We start from the raw sequence: 19,965 nt of genomic DNA, 5'->3' as shown, positions 1-19,965 counted from the left end.
TCTTAAAACAATTTTTTCTAAAGTTAAGCTATTCGTTGATTGATAATTTCATGCAATCCGTATGGGTTAATGCATAAAAAGAGGCCAGTTCCTCCAATTTTTTAGACAAAAAAAGAGCATGCAAAAGCATGCCCTTTTTTAACTGCAAAATTATTCAGCAACGATAGTTACTAGAACTTCAGCAGTTACATCGTGATGCAATTGAATCGCGATGTTGAATTCACCAGTGTTGCGAAGCGCACCATTTGGCAAACGAACTTCTGCACGGTCAACTTCAAGACCAGCATTTGTCAACGCGTCAGCGATGTCACGAGTACCGATTGAACCGAAAAGTTTACCTTCGTCACCAGCTTTCGCAGTGATCACGATGTTTACTTCGTTCAATTGGTCAGCACGTGCTTGAGCAGCAGCCAAGATATCAGCTTCTTGTTTCTCAAGTTCTGCACGACGAGCTTCAAAAGCAGCAGTGTTTGCTTCAGTTGCAGCAACTGCTTTACCTTGTGGGATAAGGAAGTTACGGCCGTAACCAGCTTTCACTGAAACTTTATCACCTAGTTTGCCAAGGTTTTTAATGCGTTGTAATAAGATAACGTCCACAGATCACCTCACTTATGGTTGTCAGTGTAAGGGATCAAAGCCAAGTAACGAGCTTGTTTGATAGCAAGCGCTAATTGACGTTGATAACGAGCCTTAGTACCAGTGATACGGCTAGGAACGATCTTGCCGTTTTCAGTGATGTACTGTTTTAAAGTGTCGATATCTTTGTAGTCGATGTACGCAACATTCTCAGCTGTAAAGCGGCAGAACTTGCGACGACGGTAGAAACGTGCCATTGATAGTTCTCCTTAAGCTTCAGCAGAATCTTGAGCTTGTTGTGCTTCTTCACGTTGAGCTTTACGCGCACGTTTTTCTTCAGCACTCTTAGCCAATAAAGATTCTTCAGTAATTGCGTTTTCACGACGGATGATCAAGTTACGAATGATTGCATCGTTATAACGGAACAATTCTTCTAACTCATCAAGAGTCGTTTGACCACATTCAACGTTCATCAAAATGTAGTGCGCTTTGTGAATCTTGTTGATTGGGTAAGCCAATTGACGGCGGCCCCAGTCTTCTAAACGGTGAATTTGACCGTTTGCTTCTTTGATGTGAGAGATATAGCGTTCAACCATACCTACCACTTGATCGCTTTGGTCTGGATGTACCAAAAGTACGATTTCGTAGTGACGCATTGTCAGCTCCTTACGGTTTATACAGCCCCTAAATTAAAATCTAGAAGCAAGGAGTCACAACCAGGATAGGTTGTGTCGCGAATAGCGAAGGCTGAATTATAGAGAAGATCACATCCGAAAACAAATACTTTTCCGGTTTGGCAGTAAAAATAGCCAAATCAGGACAGGATCAAAGAATAAAATGTGATGAAGAGAAAGTGATAAGAAAAAGAGTGGTTATAGAGGTGATAACCACTCAATGCATTAAAAAAGTGGAATGTGGGGTGCAGGGGAGAGGGTTGTGAAACTAAAGCTTAAACTGATCACGGTAATTAGAATGACCGAGAACAAGAAAAAGCGTTTGGCCCAAAGCTGATCATTTTCTGCTTTAAAACCAATAATGCCCAAATAGATCCAGTAAAAGCTGAGCACATTCAAAAGGATAAAATAGACCCAGTTGGTATAGCCATAAAAAAACAGGCCGTTCATGGCAATCACAAACAAAACCACATAAATCAATGATTCTATCTTTGTGCGAAACACAGAGCGTGCTACAGGCAGAATTGGAATCCCTGCATTTTTATAGTCATCAAAACGGTAGATTGCAATCGCCCAAGAGTGTGGCATTTGCCATAGTGCATAACCCAAAAAAATCAGTAGCGCGGCCAGATCAAATTCATGGCTGACAGCGGTATAGCCGATTACAGGTGGGCTAGCGCCTGAGATACTGCCAATTACGGTTTGATGAATGGTTGTGCGTTTGCTCCACAAGCTGTAGAAACCGACATAAACCACAAAACCGATGACTGCAAACAAGAAGGCATAGGCATTAATGGCAAACCAAATAATGCTAAAACCGATCAAACCGAGCACCAGCGCATAGGTCAGCGCGACAGTCGGGGAAACCGTTTTTTTTACTAACGCACGGTTTTGGGTGCGCTGCATTTTTTGGTCAATGTCCTGATCAATAACATTATTGACAACACAGCCTGAGGCAACAACAAGCGTTGTACCTAGAAGAGTGAGAAGGAGTAAAAGGAAATCTACAGAACCTTGGGCGGCTAAGAAGTAGCCGCCCAAAGTGGTAACGAAGTTACCGAAGAGAATTCCTGGCTTGGTCAGGAATAAATACTTTTTCAGCATGACAACCAGTTTAGATCATCATGTTGGAGTGAAGGTAGTTCATGATCCATACAGAACCAACCAAAAGGATGGCAATCGTTAAGATTGTATAGACGAATGCAATCACGTTCCAACGTTGCTCTGAAGAGGTATTCATGTGCAAGAAGAAAACTAATTGTACAAGTACCTGAGCAACAGCAGTAATTGCAATTGCAGTGATCAGCACGCCACGGTCAAATCCACCGCCCATCACCATCCCGAAAGGGATGATGGTGAGAACTACAGAAAGGATGAAACCAATGGTGTACTGTTTAAAGTTACCGTGCGATGCACCAGCAGCGTTATGATCGTGACCCATTAGAGAACTCCCATTAAGTAAACTACGCTGAATACACAGATCCAAACGATGTCAAGGAAGTGCCAGAACAAGCTTAGGCAAGCAAGACGACGAGTGTTAGGAAGCGTCAAACCATATTTCTTGATTTGAACCATTAACACGATCATCCATACCAAACCTGAAGTTACGTGAATACCGTGCGTACCTACAAGGGTAAAGAACGCGGATAAGAACGCACTTGTGCTTGGACCATGACCGGCATGAACTAAATGATTGAACTCATAAAGTTCCATACCGATGAACGATGCACCGAATAACCAAGTAATTGCGAGCCAAGTGATGACCTGACCAACATTTTTCTTGTATGAAGCAAGTACGGCAAAACCGAATGTTACTGAAGAAATCAAAAGAGCAAATGTTTCAGTAAGTACGAAACTTAAAGATTCACCAAAAAGTTCTTTTGCGCTTGGCGTGCCAACAGGAACATGACTGCTTAATACAGCGAACGCGATGAAAAGCGTACCGAAAAGAATCAAGTCGCTCATCAAGTAGGACCAGAAACCAAAGACAGTGATGTCAGTATCATCGTGGTGATGATGTTCATCGTGTCCGTGGTTGTCGTGATGAAGTACTTCAGCCATATCCTTAGTCCTTCTTCAAGTGTTTTTCAAGTAGGGCATAGCGTTCATTTTCAATGCGCTCAACTTCAGCAGCAGGAACATAGTAGTCCACTTTCTTGGTGAAAGAGCTGTTGATGAAGGAAATGATTGCGCCAATGAAAGTAACAACTACTAACCACCAGATGTGCCAGATTAATGCAAAGCCCATAACAGTGATGAACATTGCAATAACAAAACCTGCAGCACGGTTGGTTGGCATGTGAACGTCTTCATACTTCGCTGGACGTGCATACGCTACACCATTTTCTTTGTCATTCCAGAAGCGGTCGATACCGTCAGCTTGTGGCAAGTGAGCAAAGTTATAGAATGGAGCAGGAGAAGAAGTAGACCATTCAAGTGTACGAGCATCCCATGGGTCGCCAGTAAGGTCGAGGTTTTGGTTGCGTTGCAAGAAACCAACAACGATTTGCAATACAAAGCAGATCAAACCGATCATGACAAGCACAGAACCGAAGAACGCAATTGTTACGTATGGATCCCATTCTGGGTTGTCATATGTATTCAAACGACGAGTCATACCCATGAAACCAAGGATATAAAGTGGCATGAATGCAAAGTAGAAACCGAAGAACCAGAACCAGAACGCTGCTTTACCCCAAGTTTCGTTGAGTTTCCAACCAAACATTTTTGGCCAGTAGTAGATGATACCCGCGAACATTGCGAATACAACACCACCGATAATCACGTTATGGAAGTGAGCGATCAAGAACAATGAGTTGTGTACTAGGAAGTCCGCTGGTGGAACCGCCATCAATACACCTGTTAAACCACCGATACCGAAAGTCACAAGGAAGCCAAGTGTCCATAGCATTGGGGTAGTGTAAGTGATGCGACCTTTGTACATGGTGAACAACCAAGAGAAGATTTTCACACCAGTAGGGATCGCAATAATCATGGTCATGATACCGAAGAACGCATTCACGTTACCGCCGGCACCCATGGTAAAGAAGTGGTGAACCCAAACAACCAGTGACAAGACACCAATTGCTACGGTTGCGTACACCATTGATTTGTAACCGAACAATGTTTTGCGGCAGAAGGTTGCCACAACTTCTGAGTAAATACCAAAAGCTGGTAATACCAAAATGTATACTTCTGGGTGACCCCATGTCCAAATCAAGTTCACGTACAACATTGGACTACCGCCCAACTCGTTAGTGAAGAAGTGGAAGCCGAAGTAACGGTCAAGAGAAAGCATCGCGATAGTTGCAGTCAACACTGGGAAGGTTGCAACGATCAATACAGAAGTAACTAATGCAGTCCAAGTGAAAATTGGCATGTCCATCAGTTTCATGCCAGGCGCACGCATTTTAATGATGGTAACAAAGAAGTTAACACCGGTTAAAAGCGTACCTAGACCAGACACCTGTAGCGCCCAGATATAGTAATCCACACCTACGCCAGGAGAGTATTCGATACCTGATAGAGGAGGATAAGCCATCCAACCTGTAGCAGCGAACTCACCAAGAGCAAGAGATGCCATCATCAAGCCTGCAGCGCCCGTGAAGAGCCAGAAGCTGAGAGAGTTTAATAGTGGGAATGCAACGTCACGAGCACCAATCTGTAAAGGTACAGAGATGTTCATTAAGCCAACCACTAGACCCATTGCTACGAAGAAGATCATGATTACACCGTGTGCGGTGAAGATCTGGTCGTAGTGTTCAGGGTGCAGGTAACCTTCGCCGCCACCGCGTGCAAGGAACTGCTGAAGACGCATCATGATTGCATCGGCAAAGCCACGCACCAGCATGACGATCGACACAAAGATATACATGATACCAATTTTTTTATGGTCTACCGATGTGAACCATTCGTTCCACAGGTAGCCCCATTTTTTGAAGTAGGTAATACCAACAACAGCTGCAATACCACCCAAGATCATCAATCCAACTGTGACGAGTACAATTGGATCATACGGAATAGCATCCGGACCTAACTTGCCTAATAAGAAGCTCATGTCTTATTCCCCTACAACTGAAGAAGCGGGTTCAACAGCGGCATGTGCATCAGAAGCAGCAGCCTCATGAGCGCCAGCAGTAGCTGCATGACTACCACCATGGTAGTTGCTCATGTATTTGTTGATCACTGATTCAAACAAGCCTTGCTCTACAGAAGAGTAATAAGTCACAGGATGTGGCTTAGTTGGGTAAGGCTTCATTGCTTCAGCAGCAGCCTTCTCTTCAGGAGTTTGTGCTTTAGAAATCAAAGCTTCAATTTGGTGTTTACCACGGTTACCGTCACGCAAGGTTGCAAATTCAGCTTGGTCTAAAACACCTTTTTGAATTGCTGCAGGGTTAATTGTATTACCCTTACCTGCTTTCACCGCTGCAACCCACTCGGCAAACTGAGCTTCAGTCACAGAATGAGCTTTGAAACGCATTTGTGAGAAACCATAACCTGAGTAGTTAGAAGAGAAACCACGGTATACACCAGTTTCATTTGCTAATACATTCAGGTGAGTCTGCATGCCGGCCATCGCATAGATCTGACCCGCTAACTGTGGAATGAAGAATGAGTTCATTGTGAAGTTAGAGGTGATACGGAAGCTTACCGGTGTTTGCTCTGGGAAGCGTACTTCATTCACTGTCGCAATTTGTTGCTCAGGATAGATGAAGATCCATTTAAATTGTTCAGCAATAACTTGAACAGTTAATGGTGCTTTATCAGATTCTAACGGACGGTATGGGTCATACTTGTGTGAACCCACCCAAGTTAACCAAGCTAAAATACCAATAATAATGACTGGAATACCCCAAACTACAATTTCAATTGCAGTTGAGTGTGCCCAGGTAGGCTTATAGTCTGCATCTTTATTTGACGCGCGATATTTCCAACCAAACCATAGTGCCATGATGATCGATGGGATCACCACAAGCAACATTAAATAGATCGCAGTCATCATGAGGCCGCTTAGACCTTCCGCAACTGGACCTTTAGAGTTTAGAAGTACCATATCACCACCACACCCAGTGAGGAGTGCAGCAAGCGTTGATAAAGACAATACAGCTAAAATTGTTTGTCTCATTTTACAACCTCGGTGAAGAGTCCCATTCCCTAATAAATATGGGATAGCGATTCAAGTGTCGCATGATTGAGCGTTATTAATTTCTTACAAAAAAATAGCGCTCAATAGTACGGCACCGCTACGTTGTAGGGCATTATGCCTGATATCGTTCAACTAAGCTATACATAAAATTGGTTAAAATACCTTTAAAAAATAACCAATTTCTTTGCTCGGATTTTATTTTTAATGTGTGAAAAGTGAACAAATAACAGGCATTTGCGAGAAAGGAATAGGGGGATAATTTCCCCCCTATTTTACTAGGATTTTGCGCGGCTGATGACTTTTGTTTTGGCGAGTTTGTCGTGTAGGGTTTGACGGCTTTTACTGAACGCAAAACCATAGTCCAAAATGGTAATAAAAGGCATAAACAGGAAGTTCAATATAATAAACAGGAAACTGCGCAGCCAGAAGCCGCGAATCATATTGACCTGTGCACCACTGTCTTGATCAACAATCTGAATATTGGTGAGTCGTTTGCCGATACTTTGCCCAGTTTTAGCGATTAATATGGACTGGATAATCAGCATGATCGCAATATAAAGCCCCATCATTTGCCAGCTTTCTGGAGAAATCAGTGCCAAAATCTGGCTTTGTGTATCTGGTGTAATCGACTTCTGCTGTAATTGCATCAGTTTATTGGCCGACTCTTCCGTCATGGATAAAGAGGGAATCGCAAAGGCCGGTAGCCAGAGTAATAAATCAATAATCTTTGCCAATGCACGTGAATTGTAAGACGCGAGTGTCTCTAAATTTTGCTTTGGACTGCGAACACTTTGTGTGAAGCTATCCTGAAAGGGTGTAGCTTGAGGTCTAGGAGGGACATAACCCGCAGGTTCATATACAAGTTTACCCTGAGTCAGTTCACCTAGTGCTTTCCATTCCGTCATGCCTTCATGCCAGGCAAGATCAGTAAGAAGCACTTGCTGGCTGGCAAGCATTTCGTTGACTTGTTCTAGGCTGTAAGGGCCCGCTTGCTGGTTATTTCTGGCCAAGTAAATTTGCATAAATACCAAATCCCAAAATAATGAAGATTAAAGGACAAAAAGACCCACGAGGGGCCTTTTTGTAAGTCAAGCATTATGCTTGCTTGATTTTTTCTTCAGCAAGGAAGAACCACGTATCCAATACTGAGTCTGGGTTAAGTGAAACAGACTCAATGCCTTGTTCCATCAACCATTTTGCCAAATCAGGGTGATCTGATGGACCTTGACCACAGATACCGACATATTTACCTGCTTTGCGACATGCATGAATAGCCATAGAAAGCAGGGCTTTTACTGCAGGATCGCGTTCATCAAACAATTGTGAAACGATGCCTGAGTCGCGATCCAGACCAAGTGTTAGCTGAGTCAAGTCGTTTGAACCGATTGAGAAACCATCGAAGTTTTCAAGGAACTGTTCAGCCAACAGGGCGTTGGTTGGCAATTCGCACATCATGATGACTTTCAGGCCGTTCTCACCACGTTTCAAACCGTTTTGCGCCAAAAGTTCAATGACACGTTTTGCTTCATTGACGGTACGTACAAATGGAATCATGATTTGAATGTTTGTCAGACCCATTTCGTCACGTACTTTCTTCAACGCACGGCATTCAAGTTCGAAACAGTCGCGGAAGTTTTCAGAAACGTAGCGGCTCGCACCACGGAAGCCCAACATTGGGTTTTCTTCTTCTGGCTCGTATAACTTACCACCGATCAAGTTAGCGTATTCGTTTGACTTGAAGTCAGACATACGTACGATCACCGGTTTGTCTGCGAAAGCAGCAGCCAGCGTAGAAATGCCTTCAACCAATTTTTCAACGTAGAACTCGATTGGTGAAGAATAGCCCGCAGTACGTGCCATCACTGCAGCACGAGTTTCGCGTGGCAGACTATCAATGTTTAACAGGGCTTTAGGGTGTACGCCAATCATACGGTTGATGATGAATTCAAGACGCGCCAAGCCAATACCTTCGTTTGGAATTTGCGCGAAGTCAAATGCACGATCCGGGTTACCGACGTTCATCATGATTTTGAACGGAAGTTGTGGCATAGATTCAATCGAGTTACGTTGAACTTCAAAATCAAGCGCACCTTCGTAAATAAAGCCAGTATCACCTTCGGCACAAGAAACAGTGACCTCTTGACCATCCACTAACACTTCTGTGGCGTTACCACAACCAACAATTGCAGGAACACCAAGCTCACGCGCGATAATCGCTGCATGGCAAGTACGGCCACCACGGTTGGTGACAATTGCCGCCGCACGTTTCATGACTGGTTCCCAGTCTGGATCGGTCATGTCAGAAACAAGCACGTCACCATCCTGGACTTTGTCCATTTCTTTAATTGAAGTGACGATGCGGACTCTACCCGAACCGATACGTTGACCAATTGAACGGCCTTCGCACAATACCGTACCTTTTTGTTTGAGCAGGTAGCGTTCCATGGTACCGACATTTTGTCGGCTTTTTACGGTTTCAGGACGCGCCTGAACGATATAGATCTGGCCATCATCGCCATCTTTTGCCCACTCGATGTCCATCGGTGCACCGTAGTGTTGTTCAATGATCAAGGCTTGTTTCGCAAGCTCATGCAATTCATGATCATTCAACGCAAACTGTTGACGCTCTTGTTTGTCAACATCAACAACAACAACTGATTTACCTGCAGTACCTTCATCACCGTAAATCATTTTCTGGTGTTTAGAACCGAGATTACGGCGAAGTACAGCATGTTTGCCGTTGTTCAATAATGGCTTGGAAAGATAGAACTCGTCCGGGTTAACGGCACCTTGTACCACCATTTCACCCAAACCATAAGAAGCAGTGATGAATACAACGTCACGGAAACCAGATTCGGTATCCAGGGTAAACATGACACCTGAAGCACCCGTTTCAGAGCGAACCATACGTTGAACACCAGCTGAAAGCGCGACTAAGCTGTGTTCAAAACCTTGGTGTACACGGTAAGCAATGGCACGGTCGTTAAATAGGGAAGCAAAAACTTCTTTGATCGCGATCAGCACGTTGTCGATACCGCGAATGTTCAGGAAGGTTTCTTGCTGACCCGCAAAAGATGCATCTGGCAAGTCTTCAGCAGTCGCAGATGAGCGAACGGCAACCGCAATGTCTGGGTTGCCGTTAGAGAGTTCAGCAAAGGCTGCACGAACTTCTTTTTCTAGCTCAGCTGTAAGCGGAGTCTCAACAATCCATTGACGGATTTTAGCACCAGTCGCAGCGAGGGCGTTGACATCATCGACATTCAGTTGAGCAAGTTCAGCCTGAATTTTTGCATTAAGACCGCTTTGCTCGAGAAATTCACGATATGCATCAGCAGTAGTTGCAAAACCGCCCGGAACAGATACACCTGCATTGGATAAGTGGCTGATCATCTCGCCCAGTGATGAGTTTTTCCCACCAACGAGTTCGACGTCATGCTTTCCTAATTTTTCGAGACCGATTACGCGCGCTTCCAAAGTTTTTACTCCACTGTTGCAGTATTAATCACTATATTGGCATGAAATATAGAAAAGCCGCTTAGCTTTTTGATTTTACTAAGCGACAGTTTTTAAAGTTCGGTTTACTATAAAGATTATAAGGCACTAAGACAAATGTTTAAGGAGAATTTTAATGTCAGATGGTAAACAAATTAAGCGGAGTGTATTTTTTATATCTGATGGCACCGCAATTACCGCCGAAACGCTTGGACACTCGTTACTCGCACAGTTTCCAAACGTCGATTTTGACATTCATATTATTCCTTATATCACCACTGAAGAAGCAGCCATGAATGTGGTGACTGAAATCAACAATTGTCAGACCCGTGACGGTAATTTGCCGTTGGTGTTCGATACGCTAGTGGATCAGCATGTGCGTGACATTATTAATACTGCCAATGCTGTGAATCTGGATGTATTTGAGGGCTTAATCAGCAAACTATCTGAAGAGTTGGGTACCCCACCGACCACGCTGGTGGGGCAGACGCATGCAGTGACCGATTCGGAATCTTATAAGGCACGTATTGATGCAGTGCACTTTGCACTCGACAATGATGATGGTGCCCGTACCCGCCATTATGATAAGGCGGAGTTGATTTTAATTGGTGTATCGCGTTCAGGTAAAACACCAACCTCAATTTACCTATCGTTACAATTCGGTATTCGTGTAGCGAACTATCCCTTGACTGAAGAAGATCTTGATGACAACCGTTTACCGGCTGTGCTTCGTCCACATAAACATAAATTGTTTGGTTTGATGATTGATGCCGAGCGGCTGGTGGCGATTCGTACCGAACGCAAAGCGAATAGCCGTTATGCCAGCTTTAACCAATGTCAAATGGAACTGCGTGCGATTGAGGGAATTTATATTTCTGAGGGCATTAAATATCTCAATGTTTCTGAAATGTCGATTGAAGAAATTTCAACCCGTATCTTGCAAATGACTGGTTTGAAACGCCGAATTGGCTAAGAGTCACCATTGATATCGTTGACTTAAAATTCTTATTCGATATACGAGTGCCTGCCTGTAAAGGATGCAATTTAAAAACCGACCGCATAAGGTCGGTTTTTGTCTTTAACCAGATTGCTTGATGTCCATCAGTAAACTGAAATTTTCCAGACGTTTTGCGGTGTCATAAATGTCACAGGTGAAAATAAACTCATCCACTTGTGTTTTGTCCAGAAGATCCTGTAAACCTCGTTTAACCGTTTCCGGTGACCCAATCTGTGCCATGGCATAAAAATTCTGCACGGAAAGTTGCTCCATCGGTGACCATAAACCCTGCATAGTTTCAACCGGTGGTTTCAGCTTCAGGCTCTGGCCACTCATCAGACTCAGCACCCGTTGATAACCGCTGGTTGCAAGATATTGGGCTTCCGCATCAGTTGCTGCAACAATCGTTGGTACACCCATCGAGACATATGGTTGAGACAAATACTCAGAAGGCTGGAAGTTTTCACGATAGAGAGCAATCGCTTGATGCAGCATGCGCGGTGCAAAATGTGAGGCAAATGAGTAGGGTAGGCCAAGCTTCGCCGCAAGCTGGGCACTAAACAGGCTAGAACCAAGTAACCAGACTGGAACGTGGGTACTTTGCCCCGGGGTGGCAACGATGCGTTGTTGTGGTTCTGGATCTTTAAAATACTGCAAGATTTCCAACACATCCTGCGGGAATTGATCTTCAGTTTCCTGACGACCACGACGCAAGGCACGCATGGTCATTTGGTCGGTGCCGGGTGCCCGGCCTAGTCCCAATTCAATCCGGTTCGGGTATAGTGTAGCGAGTGTACCGAACTGTTCGGCAACCACCAACGGTGCATGGTTGGGTAGCATGATGCCGCCAGAACCCAGGCGTAAGGTACGCGTATTTGCTGCAATAAAACCAAGTAACACCGCGGTTGCCGAACTGGCAATCCCATCCATATTATGATGTTCTGCCAACCAGAGACGGTCATAGCCAAGCATTTCCGCGTGTTGTGCAAGCTCCAGCGCATGCCGTAAAGAAAATTCGATGCTGTGATTTTCGCGTACAGGTGCCAGTTCTAAAATGGAAAATTTGGTTTCTGATAAAGTTGCCATCCACAACACTCACAATTTTGCCTATGAGCCGATCATACGTCGGTTCTTTGTGTTTGTATATCGATTATTATCGATATACACCAAATGCACACAAAACGATCCGCAATAAAAAAGCACCCGAAGGTGCTTAATTAAGATTAGGTCAGATCAACGGTAGTAACCGTATTTGCTCCAGCGGCGTTCTTGATATTTGTCATATTCACGGTCTTTAGAGATTTTATTGCCGAGTGCGGCACCCCCTGCAGCACCTAAAGCCGCACCGATATAACCACCATTGGTGCCACTCATATTTTTACCTACAGTATAGCCGGCACCAGCACCCAAAGCGCCCCCCACGGCAGATTCGGTACGATGACGTTTATTACTGGCAACTGCCGCGCCACCAGCTCCACCTAAAGCTGCACCAATCGTTGCCCCTGTATTTCCGGCCATATTCTTGCCGACCGCTGTGCCGACAACACTGCCTAAAGCACTTGCGGCGGCAACACGGGTCGCGCTGTCAGCATGCGTGTTCATGGCAATCATTGAACTGGTGGCCAGCGTGGCGGATAACAATACGGCATTTAATTTCATGGTTCACTCCAGTGTTTCGCAGTATTACAGTGTCATTGTTGTGATGAAGACAAATTAGCAAATCCATGAAGTTAAAATGTGGAGAGGAACTTCGAGATTGCTGTGCTTTGGTTATCCGTTTGTAGGATTTGTATTAAATTTGCTGAATAAAAGATCATTTGATTACGGAAGGAAAATTTTAGGACTCTTAGAAAGAGGTAGGGGATGGAGAGCCGGCAAAAATAGCAAGTCCTAAAATCTACCCGCAGCAATAGATATGTCATTTAAAGGCCAGAATCGTTACACTATGCGCAATTTGATGATTTTGCTTGGCCTGCACATGCTTGTGTAAGCTGTTGATTTGAGATATTTCCAATTATGAAAGAATCACTACGTTTACGATTAGATCAGTTGTCTGACCGTCATGAAGAGTTGAACGCGTTATTGGCAGATGCCGAAGTGATTTCAGACAACAAACGTTTTCGCCAATTTTCGCGTGAGCATAGTGATTTAAGCGAAATTACTGAAGTCTGGACGAAATATCGTCAGGCCGAAGAGGATATTGAAACTGCGGAGATGATGAAAACTGATCCGGATTTCAAGGATATGGCCGAAGAAGAAATTAAAGCCAACAAAGCCTTGATCGAGGAACTCGAAGGTCAATTAAATATCCTGATGATTCCGAAAGACCCGAATGATGCCAATGCAGCCTATCTGGAAGTGCGTGCCGGGACGGGTGGGGATGAAGCGGCAATTTTCTCGGGTGACCTGTTCCGCATGTACAGTAAATATGCGGAATCTCAAGGCTGGCGGATTGAAATCCTTTCTGAAAATGAAGGTGAACATGGTGGCTATAAAGAGATCATTTGCCGTGTTGATGGCGAGGGTGTTTACGGCCGTCTGAAATTTGAAAGTGGTGCGCACCGCGTACAACGTGTGCCAGCCACAGAATCACAGGGACGCGTGCACACCTCGGCCTGTACTGTCGCGATTTTGCCGGAAGTTGATGTGGATACCACGGTCGAGATTAACCCGGCAGATTTACGCATTGATACCTATCGGGCTTCTGGTGCCGGTGGTCAGCACATCAACAAAACTGACTCAGCCGTGCGGATCACGCATATTCCAACCGGCACCGTAGTGGAATGTCAGGACGAACGTTCACAGCATAAAAACAAGGCCAAAGCGATGGCACTGTTAGTTTCTCGTTTGGAAAATGCCAAACGTGCCGCACAGGAAACAGCAACTTCGGAAATGCGCCGTGACCTCGTTGGTTCGGGTGACCGTTCAGAACGGATTCGGACCTACAACTATCCGCAAGGCCGAATGACCGATCACCGTATCAATTTAACCTTGTACAAACTGGATGCCATCATGGAAGGTGATTTGACTGAATTGCTGGACAGTCTGCACCGTGAATATCAGGCGGATCAGTTAGCGATGTTGGCACAGGAAAATGGTGGCTAATGAATATTGGCCAAGCACTTGCCTTGCGCGGTGAGTCAGAAAGCTATGAACGGCAGGAAAATAGTTGGCTGCTGGAACATTTTTTAAATCTGTCCGGGCTGGAGCTGAAATTCCGTCAGGCACAGGAACTGACAGTCGAACAGGAACAGCAGTATCTAATTGCACTGGCACGGATCGCAGCGGGTGAGCCTTTGGCCTATGTGCTGGGTTCGCAGCCGTTCTGGACACTGGATTTAAAAGTCACGTCAGACACCTTGGTGCCGCGTCCGGATACCGAAATTCTGGTGGAAACGGTACTGGCTTTGGACTTGCCGCAAGCAGCAAATGTGGTGGATTTAGGGACGGGAACCGGGGCAATTGCGCTGTCACTCGCCTCTGAACGGCCAGACTGGTCAGTCACGGCGACCGATATTTACGCCCCTACCTTGGCTGTGGCTCAGGAAAATGCAGTCAAACACGGGTTGCATCAGGTCAAGTTTGCTTGTGGTGTGTGGTATGCAGCTTTAGAGCCACAGAAATTTGACCTGATCGTGTCCAATCCACCGTATATCGATGCTGATGATGAACATATGGCTAAACTGGCTGCCGAGCCGGAACGAGCTTTAGTAGCGGCCAAGCAGGGACTGGCAGATATTGAAATCATCATTCAGCAGGGTAGAGACTGGCTGAACCCGCAGGGATGGATTGCACTGGAGCATGGCTATGATCAGGCGATGGTGGTGCAGCAGATTTTCCAGCAGGCCGGTTTTCAGCAGATCCGTACCGTAAAAGATTATGGTGGCAATGATCGGGTGACCCTGGCTCAATATGTCTAAAAGTTCAATTGATTAATCTGGGGTTTGCTGTAACTGGCGGTAAGCACCCGGACTGACGCCCGTCCATTTTTTAAAGGCACGATGAAAGGCGCTCGGGTCGTGGAAACTCAACGCATCACTGATGTCCTGAATGGAATCCTGGCTTTTGCTCAGCCGTTCAATCGCGATATCGCGGCGGATGTCATTTTTAAGCTGCTGATAACTGGTATTTTCATGCTTGAGCCGCCGTTGTAGTGTGGCTTCCGACATATGCTGCTGTTCGGCAATTTCGCCAAGTTCGGGCCAGTATTCTGGCGAGCGTTCCATTAGCTGGCGGCGGAGTTGCAAACTCAGTGAATTCGGATTTTTGTAGCGTACCAGCAAGTTATGGGGTGTTTGCTGTAAAAACTCATACAGCGATTTTTTATCTTTTTTGATTTTTAACTGTAGATACTGGGCATCAAAGGTGATCCGGTTCTCGGTAGCATTAAACTCGATGTTCTGACAAAAACGCACACGGTAATCTTCAATCTCTTTCGGCTGTTTACAACGCACGCTCATCTGCTTGAGCACGACCCGTTGTTCTGTCAGCCAGCACATCAAGCCGTGAACCAGCATGATATAAGTAGCATAACTAAACATGCGTTTGGGGCCTTGCCGGTCATGCAGAGTCAGATAGGCCTGTTCATCGTCGATGCTTAATTCTGCCCGAATATCATCCAAAATCAGGTTCATAAAACGGCAGCAATCCTGCAGGGCTTTTTGCAGGTTTTCACTTTGTATTAATAATTTGGCCAGTAATTGGTAGCTGCCGCGTCGCATGGGATGACTGTCCATGCCAAAAAATTCATCATTCATGGCATCGGCTAGTGCAATCCAGAGTTCTGCATACATGGAAACGGGTAAACGTGCTTTGGCCGATTGCAACAGTTCATTGGAAATGCCGGCCTGCTGCAAAATGGCAGTGGTGTTTAAGCCCTGACTATAGGCGGCCATTAGTGCCTCATGTACCAGACCAATTGAAATGGTGCCTTTGGGATAAATTTGTTCGGCTTGGTGGCGATCCATGTCCATTCCATTTTTTTAATCATGCCGCTGCATTTTGCTAGAACTGGCCAGATGCTGCAAGTGAACTGCAGGGTTTGGAAATTGTATTCAAATGCGAGTGCTTTTACTCTGCCAGCAGAGGGAAGAATCTGGCAAAGATTCAACAGCGTTTGAGGAAGATAGAATAATGAAAATTGAAGGGAAAGTTTTTCTGGTGACGGGAGCCGCTTCGGGGCTTGGTGCGGTGACAGCCGGTCACTTAGTCGCACACGGCGCTCGAGTGATTTTGGTCGATATGAACCAGCAGCTTGGAGGCGAATATGCTGCATCATTAGGAAAAAATGCACGTTTTGTCCAGTTGGATGTCACGAATGAGCAGGCAGCACAACAATGTTTTGCCCAGATCCAAGCGCAAGAAGGCTGTTTGCATGGTTTGGTCAACTGTGCCGGCATTGCCCCTTCAGCCAAAGTGCTCGGACGTGAAGGGCCACATGATCTGGCATCATTTTCCCGGACTTTAAATATCAATGTGGTGGGCACGTTCAATATGCTGCGCCTGGCCAGCGAACTGATGGTACAAAATTCGCTGGACAATACTGAAGAAGAGCGAGGAATCATTATCAATACGGCTTCGGTGGCTGCTTTCGATGGCCAGATTGGTCAGGCAGCCTATTCGGCCTCTAAAGGTGCGGTTGCGGCAATGACTTTGCCGATTGCCCGTGAACTGGCACAGCATGCCATCCGTGTGATGACGATAGCCCCGGGCATTATGGCAACGCCGATGTTGCAGGCTATGCCGGAGAAAGTACAGCAGGCGTTGGGCGAGATGGTGCCATTTCCAAAACGTATGGGCAAACCTGAAGAGTTTGCAGCCCTAGTCGGACATATTGTGGAAAATCCTTATTTGAATGGCGAAGTGATCCGCTTTGATGGCGCCATCCGTATGGCAGCCAAGTAAAGACAGAATCAAAAGGCAGGCAGGAGGCCTCGATGATTTTAATAGCTGAACAGATGATGGTTCGCGACATGATGCGTGCCTATGCCGATGAAAAACTCAAACCGAGTGCAGGTATGCGGGATAAAACCCACCAGTTTCCGGCACAAGAATTAAAAGAACTGGCGCAATTGGGCGCTTTTGGTATCGCGATTCCCACTGAATGGGGCGGTGCCGGTCTGGATTATATCTCGCTGGTTTTGGCTCTTGAAGAAATTGCCGCCGGAGATGGAGCCATTTCTACCATTATCAGCGTACAGAACTCATTACCATGTGGCATCACGCTGGCCTATGGTACGGAAGCACAAAAACAGCAGTATCTGACCCGTTTTGCTTCGGGGGAGTGGTTGGGCTGTTTCTGTCTGACCGAACCACATGTCGGTTCAGATGCCAGTGCCATCAGTTGTCGTGCTGAACGGGATGGTGATGAATGGGTGTTAAATGGCACCAAACAGTTTATTACCTCGGGTAAACATGCTCAGGTGGCATTAGTCTTTGCTGTAACGGACAAAACCGCTGGCAAGAAAGGCATTTCCTGTTTTCTGGTGCCTACTGATACGCCGGGATATATCGTGGCCAGTCTGGAAGACAAAATGGGCCAGCATGCATCCGATACGGCCACCATCATTTTTGAAAACTGCCGGATTCCTGCGGATCATATTCTGGGTCAAGAGGGTGAAGGCTACAAAATTGCCCTGTCTAATCTGGAAGCGGGCCGTATTGGTATTGCTGCCCAGTCAGTGGGAATGGCACGTGCGGCTTTTGAGGCCGCAGTGCAATATGCCAATCAGCGCAAAGCCTTTGGTGTAGAAATTGTGCAGCATCAGGCTGTGGCGTTTCGCTTGGCGGATATGGCCACCCAAATCGAAGCGGCACGTCAATTGGTCTTCCATGCGGCGAGCCTTAAGGATGCAGGACAGCCGTGTTTAAAAGAAGCCTCCATGGCCAAGCTGTTTGCATCGACCATGGCAGAGCGGGTCTGTTCCGATGCGATCCAGATTCATGGTGGCTATGGTTATGTCAGTGATTTCCCGGTGGAGCGCATTTATCGGGATGTGCGTGTCAGCCAGATTTATGAGGGAGCTTCAGATATCCAGCGTTTAGTGATTGCACGCGAAGTTTGCAAAGTTTAACTGTTGCTGAACCACTCAGCATGAGGATGCTGCCGTTTAATTTAAACGGGCAGTGGATTGAAATAACAAGAATGATGTCATCCAGAGGATTGGATCAGCGATGACAGATATGGATGAATAAATAAAACAATGACCCAGTCAGGCCATAGCAGGACCTGACCCCAAGGAATGCAGAGGTTGTCGTGATGAAGACACTAGAACAAGCGTATCAGGAATTTGATTTAAACCGATTGATTGAACAGCAGTTGGTCGGTACGCCAGAAGCGCTGAATGCGTATGAGGAGTGCTGCGGCCGTTATGTTGGCCAGCAAAAAATTGCGCTGTACTGGCATGGAAAAAATGGAGAAACGGCGAGCTATACCTTTGAGCAGCTGAATCAAGCCGCAGCACAACTGGCCAATTATCTGACCACACTTGGATTGCAGGCGGGCGATCGTATCGCCGGATTATTACCGCGTACACCCGAGCTGGTCATCACCATTTTGGCTACCTGGCGGATGGGTGCCGTTTATCAGCCGTTGTTTACTGCATTTGAATCGAAAGCGATTGAGCACCGGATTGCGACCGCGCAAACCCAATTGGTGGTCACCAATGATGAACAACGTCCCAAGCTCAATGGTTTGGCAATTCCGCACATCATAACAGTGCATCATACTGGAAGTTTGGCGGATGGAGATGTGGATTTCTGGCAGGCACTGTCTGAACAGTCGGATGAATGTCCCGCTGTGATGCGCCGTTTTGATGATGATTTTCTAATGATGTTTACCTCTGGAACCACCGGTCTGGCCAAATCGGTTCCTGTGCCTTTAAAAGCCTTGCTGGCCTTTAAAGGCTATATGCAACATGCACTGGATTTGCAGGAACAGGATGTATTCTGGAATCTGGCCGATCCTGGCTGGGCCTATGGGCTGTATTACGGGATTACCGCACCGCTGAGTCTGGGTCACAGCACCATTATGGATGAGCGGCCTTTTGCAGTAGAGCATGCGCTGGAAACCATTCAACGCTATCGCGTGACCAATCTGGCGGGTTCACCGACCGCTTTTCGTATGCTGTTTGGCTTTAAAGAAAAAGTAGATGCGTCCATTCGGGAGCACTTGCGTGTGGTCAGTAGTGCCGGTGAACCTTTAACGCCAGAAGTCATTCACTGGTTTAAACAGGATTTGGGGGTTAATATTTTTGATCAGTATGGCCAGACCGAACTGGGTATGGTGATTGCCAATCATCATGCCTTACAGCATGAGAAAAAAGTGGGTTCAGCAGGCTACGCGATTCCGGGACATCGCTTTGCTGTACTGGATGCACAACATCAGGAAGTGGTTACAGGTGAGGTCGGAACCTTGGCACTCGACTGTGAACAATCACCAATGATGTGGTTTAAAGGCTATGACGGACATAACCGTAAATCGTTTGTCGGGCGTTATTACCTGACAGGTGATACGGTGCGGCTCAATGAAAATCACGGAATTGATTTTATTGGTCGTGCTGATGATGTCATTACAACGTCAGGCTATCGGGTGGGACCATTTGATGTAGAGAGTACCTTGCTGGAATGTGAAGAAGTGCTGGAATCGGCTGTGGTGGGTAAACCGGATGCAGAGCGTACAGAAATCGTTAAAGCCTTTGTGGTGCTTAAACCACAATATCAAGCTTCAGAAGAACTGATGGTCAAGCTGCAGAATTATGTACGTTCACGCTTATCCAAACATGCCTATCCACGAGAAATTGAGTTTATTGTTCAGTTGCCGAAAACTTCAAGCGGCAAAATTCAGCGTAATTTACTCAAACAACTGGAAATCGAGAAAGTACAGCAACATGCCATGCAAAAAGTAGGGTGAGTGATTTCTTCGTCTATTGATCACAGTTCCATGCTCTTGCACCCGAAAGGGTGCTTTTTTTTGAGAGGACTGAGGTGGATGGTGTCTACCCTGCTTTCTAATCTTGAGCGAATGAGTTTTTGTGCATCGCTGAAGAGCCAATATTGTGTGTAAAAAACATCGTGCCACA

At 45.9% G+C, this 19,965-nt stretch carries 19 protein-coding genes; 6 read left to right on the top strand and 13 right to left on the bottom strand.

Going from position 1 to position 19,965, the window contains the following annotated elements; genetic code table 11:
- Positions 1 to 150: 150 nt before the first annotated feature.
- The 10 genes from rplI to ppsA form a co-directional block, all read right to left on the bottom strand.
- Positions 151 to 597 (bottom strand): 50S ribosomal protein L9, encoded by a 447-nt coding sequence (gene rplI / locus PGW99_RS06725; protein WP_273776814.1) that lies wholly within the window; start codon positions 595 to 597, stop codon positions 151 to 153.
- A gap of 8 nt (positions 598 to 605) precedes the next feature.
- Positions 606 to 833, bottom strand: coding sequence for a 30S ribosomal protein S18 (gene rpsR, locus PGW99_RS06720; RefSeq protein ID WP_004928375.1), 228 nt, complete (start codon positions 831 to 833; stop codon positions 606 to 608).
- Positions 834 to 845: 12 nt separating this feature from the next.
- Complete coding sequence (rpsF, locus tag PGW99_RS06715) at positions 846 to 1,232, bottom strand: 30S ribosomal protein S6 (RefSeq protein WP_273776813.1); 387 nt, start codon at positions 1,230 to 1,232, stop codon at positions 846 to 848.
- Between the two features lie 243 nt (positions 1,233 to 1,475).
- A complete protein-coding gene (gene cyoE, locus PGW99_RS06710; RefSeq protein WP_273776812.1) occupies positions 1,476 to 2,354 on the bottom strand; it encodes a heme o synthase in 879 nt (292 codons plus the stop codon).
- Positions 2,355 to 2,364: 10 nt separating this feature from the next.
- The gene (locus tag PGW99_RS06705; RefSeq protein ID WP_273776811.1) at positions 2,365 to 2,691 is read right to left on the bottom strand and encodes a cytochrome o ubiquinol oxidase subunit IV; all 327 of its coding nucleotides are present in this window, start codon (positions 2,689 to 2,691) and stop codon (positions 2,365 to 2,367) included.
- Positions 2,691 to 3,311, bottom strand: coding sequence for a cytochrome o ubiquinol oxidase subunit III (gene cyoC, locus PGW99_RS06700; RefSeq protein ID WP_273776810.1), 621 nt, complete (start codon positions 3,309 to 3,311; stop codon positions 2,691 to 2,693). Before cyoC ends, PGW99_RS06705 begins: the two co-directional genes overlap by 1 nt.
- Positions 3,312 to 3,315: 4 nt before the next feature.
- Positions 3,316 to 5,307, bottom strand: a complete 1,992-nt coding sequence (cyoB, locus tag PGW99_RS06695) for a cytochrome o ubiquinol oxidase subunit I (RefSeq protein WP_273776809.1) — start codon at positions 5,305 to 5,307, stop codon at positions 3,316 to 3,318.
- Between the two features lie 3 nt (positions 5,308 to 5,310).
- Positions 5,311 to 6,375: a ubiquinol oxidase subunit II gene (gene cyoA / locus PGW99_RS06690; protein WP_273776808.1), complete on the bottom strand. Its 1,065-nt coding sequence runs from the start codon at positions 6,373 to 6,375 to the stop codon at positions 5,311 to 5,313.
- A 296-nt stretch (positions 6,376 to 6,671) separates the two neighbouring features.
- On the bottom strand, positions 6,672 to 7,418 hold the full coding sequence (locus PGW99_RS06685) for an RDD family protein (protein ID WP_273776807.1): 747 nt from the start codon (positions 7,416 to 7,418) through the stop codon (positions 6,672 to 6,674).
- A 73-nt stretch (positions 7,419 to 7,491) separates the two neighbouring features.
- Positions 7,492 to 9,870: a phosphoenolpyruvate synthase gene (gene ppsA, locus PGW99_RS06680; RefSeq protein WP_273776806.1), complete on the bottom strand. Its 2,379-nt coding sequence runs from the start codon at positions 9,868 to 9,870 to the stop codon at positions 7,492 to 7,494.
- A gap of 154 nt (positions 9,871 to 10,024) precedes the next feature.
- On the opposite strand from ppsA, the gene ppsR reads away from it, so the two are divergent.
- A complete protein-coding gene (gene ppsR, locus PGW99_RS06675; RefSeq protein ID WP_273776805.1) occupies positions 10,025 to 10,861 on the top strand; it encodes a posphoenolpyruvate synthetase regulatory kinase/phosphorylase PpsR in 837 nt (278 codons plus the stop codon).
- 105 nt (positions 10,862 to 10,966) lie between these two features.
- Here ppsR and PGW99_RS06670 read toward each other — a convergent pair whose 3' ends face one another.
- Complete coding sequence (locus tag PGW99_RS06670) at positions 10,967 to 11,971, bottom strand: LLM class flavin-dependent oxidoreductase (protein WP_273776804.1); 1,005 nt, start codon at positions 11,969 to 11,971, stop codon at positions 10,967 to 10,969.
- Between the two features lie 147 nt (positions 11,972 to 12,118).
- A complete protein-coding gene (locus PGW99_RS06665; RefSeq protein ID WP_273776803.1) occupies positions 12,119 to 12,544 on the bottom strand; it encodes a glycine zipper 2TM domain-containing protein in 426 nt (141 codons plus the stop codon).
- 357 nt (positions 12,545 to 12,901) lie between these two features.
- On the opposite strand from PGW99_RS06665, the gene prfA reads away from it, so the two are divergent.
- Together prfA and prmC are read left to right on the top strand one after the other, a co-directional pair.
- Positions 12,902 to 13,990 carry a peptide chain release factor 1 gene (prfA, locus tag PGW99_RS06660; RefSeq protein ID WP_273776802.1) on the top strand — a complete coding sequence of 363 codons (1,089 nt, stop codon included), beginning with the start codon at positions 12,902 to 12,904 and terminating at the stop codon, positions 13,988 to 13,990.
- On the top strand, positions 13,990 to 14,805 hold the full coding sequence (prmC, locus tag PGW99_RS06655; RefSeq protein WP_273776801.1) for a peptide chain release factor N(5)-glutamine methyltransferase: 816 nt from the start codon (positions 13,990 to 13,992) through the stop codon (positions 14,803 to 14,805). The genes prfA and prmC overlap by 1 nt, the downstream gene beginning before the upstream one ends.
- 12 nt (positions 14,806 to 14,817) lie before the next feature.
- Here prmC and PGW99_RS06650 read toward each other — a convergent pair whose 3' ends face one another.
- On the bottom strand, positions 14,818 to 15,852 hold the full coding sequence (locus tag PGW99_RS06650) for an AraC family transcriptional regulator (protein WP_273776800.1): 1,035 nt from the start codon (positions 15,850 to 15,852) through the stop codon (positions 14,818 to 14,820).
- Positions 15,853 to 16,018: 166 nt separating this feature from the next.
- Here PGW99_RS06650 and PGW99_RS06645 point away from each other — a divergent pair, with 166 nt between their 5' ends.
- The 3 genes from PGW99_RS06645 to PGW99_RS06635 all read left to right on the top strand — a co-directional run bounded on the left by PGW99_RS06645 (position 16,019) and on the right by PGW99_RS06635 (position 19,796).
- Positions 16,019 to 16,789: a 3-hydroxyacyl-CoA dehydrogenase gene (locus tag PGW99_RS06645; protein ID WP_273776799.1), complete on the top strand. Its 771-nt coding sequence runs from the start codon at positions 16,019 to 16,021 to the stop codon at positions 16,787 to 16,789.
- 32 nt (positions 16,790 to 16,821) lie between these two features.
- A complete protein-coding gene (locus PGW99_RS06640; RefSeq protein ID WP_273776798.1) occupies positions 16,822 to 17,958 on the top strand; it encodes an acyl-CoA dehydrogenase family protein in 1,137 nt (378 codons plus the stop codon).
- 185 nt (positions 17,959 to 18,143) lie between these two features.
- Positions 18,144 to 19,796, top strand: coding sequence for an AMP-binding protein (locus PGW99_RS06635; RefSeq protein WP_273776797.1), 1,653 nt, complete (start codon positions 18,144 to 18,146; stop codon positions 19,794 to 19,796).
- The last annotated feature ends 169 nt before the right edge of the window (positions 19,797 to 19,965 follow it).

The organism is Acinetobacter sp. GSS19 (assembly GCF_028621895.1).
GTDB lineage: Bacteria > Pseudomonadota > Gammaproteobacteria > Pseudomonadales > Moraxellaceae > Acinetobacter.
This window is presented reverse-complemented; position numbering and strand designations above follow the sequence as displayed.

Bases quoted from the DNA above. Each gene is read 5' to 3' on its own strand.
- rpsR (WP_004928375.1), bottom strand. From the start codon at position 833: ATGGCACGTTTCTACCGTCGTCGCAAGTTCTGCCGCTTTACAGCTGAG.
- rpsF (WP_273776813.1), bottom strand. From the start codon at position 1,232: ATGCGTCACTACGAAATCGTACTTTTGGTACATCCAGACCAAAGCGAT.
- cyoE (WP_273776812.1), bottom strand. From the start codon at position 2,354: ATGCTGAAAAAGTATTTATTCCTGACCAAGCCAGGAATTCTCTTCGGT.
- PGW99_RS06705 (WP_273776811.1), bottom strand. From the start codon at position 2,691: ATGGGTCACGATCATAACGCTGCTGGTGCATCGCACGGTAACTTTAAA.
- cyoC (WP_273776810.1), bottom strand. From the start codon at position 3,311: ATGGCTGAAGTACTTCATCACGACAACCACGGACACGATGAACATCAT.
- cyoB (WP_273776809.1), bottom strand. From the start codon at position 5,307: ATGAGCTTCTTATTAGGCAAGTTAGGTCCGGATGCTATTCCGTATGAT.
- cyoA (WP_273776808.1), bottom strand. From the start codon at position 6,375: ATGAGACAAACAATTTTAGCTGTATTGTCTTTATCAACGCTTGCTGCA.
- PGW99_RS06685 (WP_273776807.1), bottom strand. From the start codon at position 7,418: ATGCAAATTTACTTGGCCAGAAATAACCAGCAAGCGGGCCCTTACAGC.
- ppsR (WP_273776805.1), top strand. From the start codon at position 10,025: ATGTCAGATGGTAAACAAATTAAGCGGAGTGTATTTTTTATATCTGAT.
- PGW99_RS06670 (WP_273776804.1), bottom strand. From the start codon at position 11,971: ATGGCAACTTTATCAGAAACCAAATTTTCCATTTTAGAACTGGCACCT.
- PGW99_RS06665 (WP_273776803.1), bottom strand. From the start codon at position 12,544: ATGAAATTAAATGCCGTATTGTTATCCGCCACGCTGGCCACCAGTTCA.
- prfA (WP_273776802.1), top strand. From the start codon at position 12,902: ATGAAAGAATCACTACGTTTACGATTAGATCAGTTGTCTGACCGTCAT.
- prmC (WP_273776801.1), top strand. From the start codon at position 13,990: ATGAATATTGGCCAAGCACTTGCCTTGCGCGGTGAGTCAGAAAGCTAT.
- PGW99_RS06650 (WP_273776800.1), bottom strand. From the start codon at position 15,852: ATGGATCGCCACCAAGCCGAACAAATTTATCCCAAAGGCACCATTTCA.
- PGW99_RS06645 (WP_273776799.1), top strand. From the start codon at position 16,019: ATGAAAATTGAAGGGAAAGTTTTTCTGGTGACGGGAGCCGCTTCGGGG.
- PGW99_RS06640 (WP_273776798.1), top strand. From the start codon at position 16,822: ATGATTTTAATAGCTGAACAGATGATGGTTCGCGACATGATGCGTGCC.
- PGW99_RS06635 (WP_273776797.1), top strand. From the start codon at position 18,144: ATGAAGACACTAGAACAAGCGTATCAGGAATTTGATTTAAACCGATTG.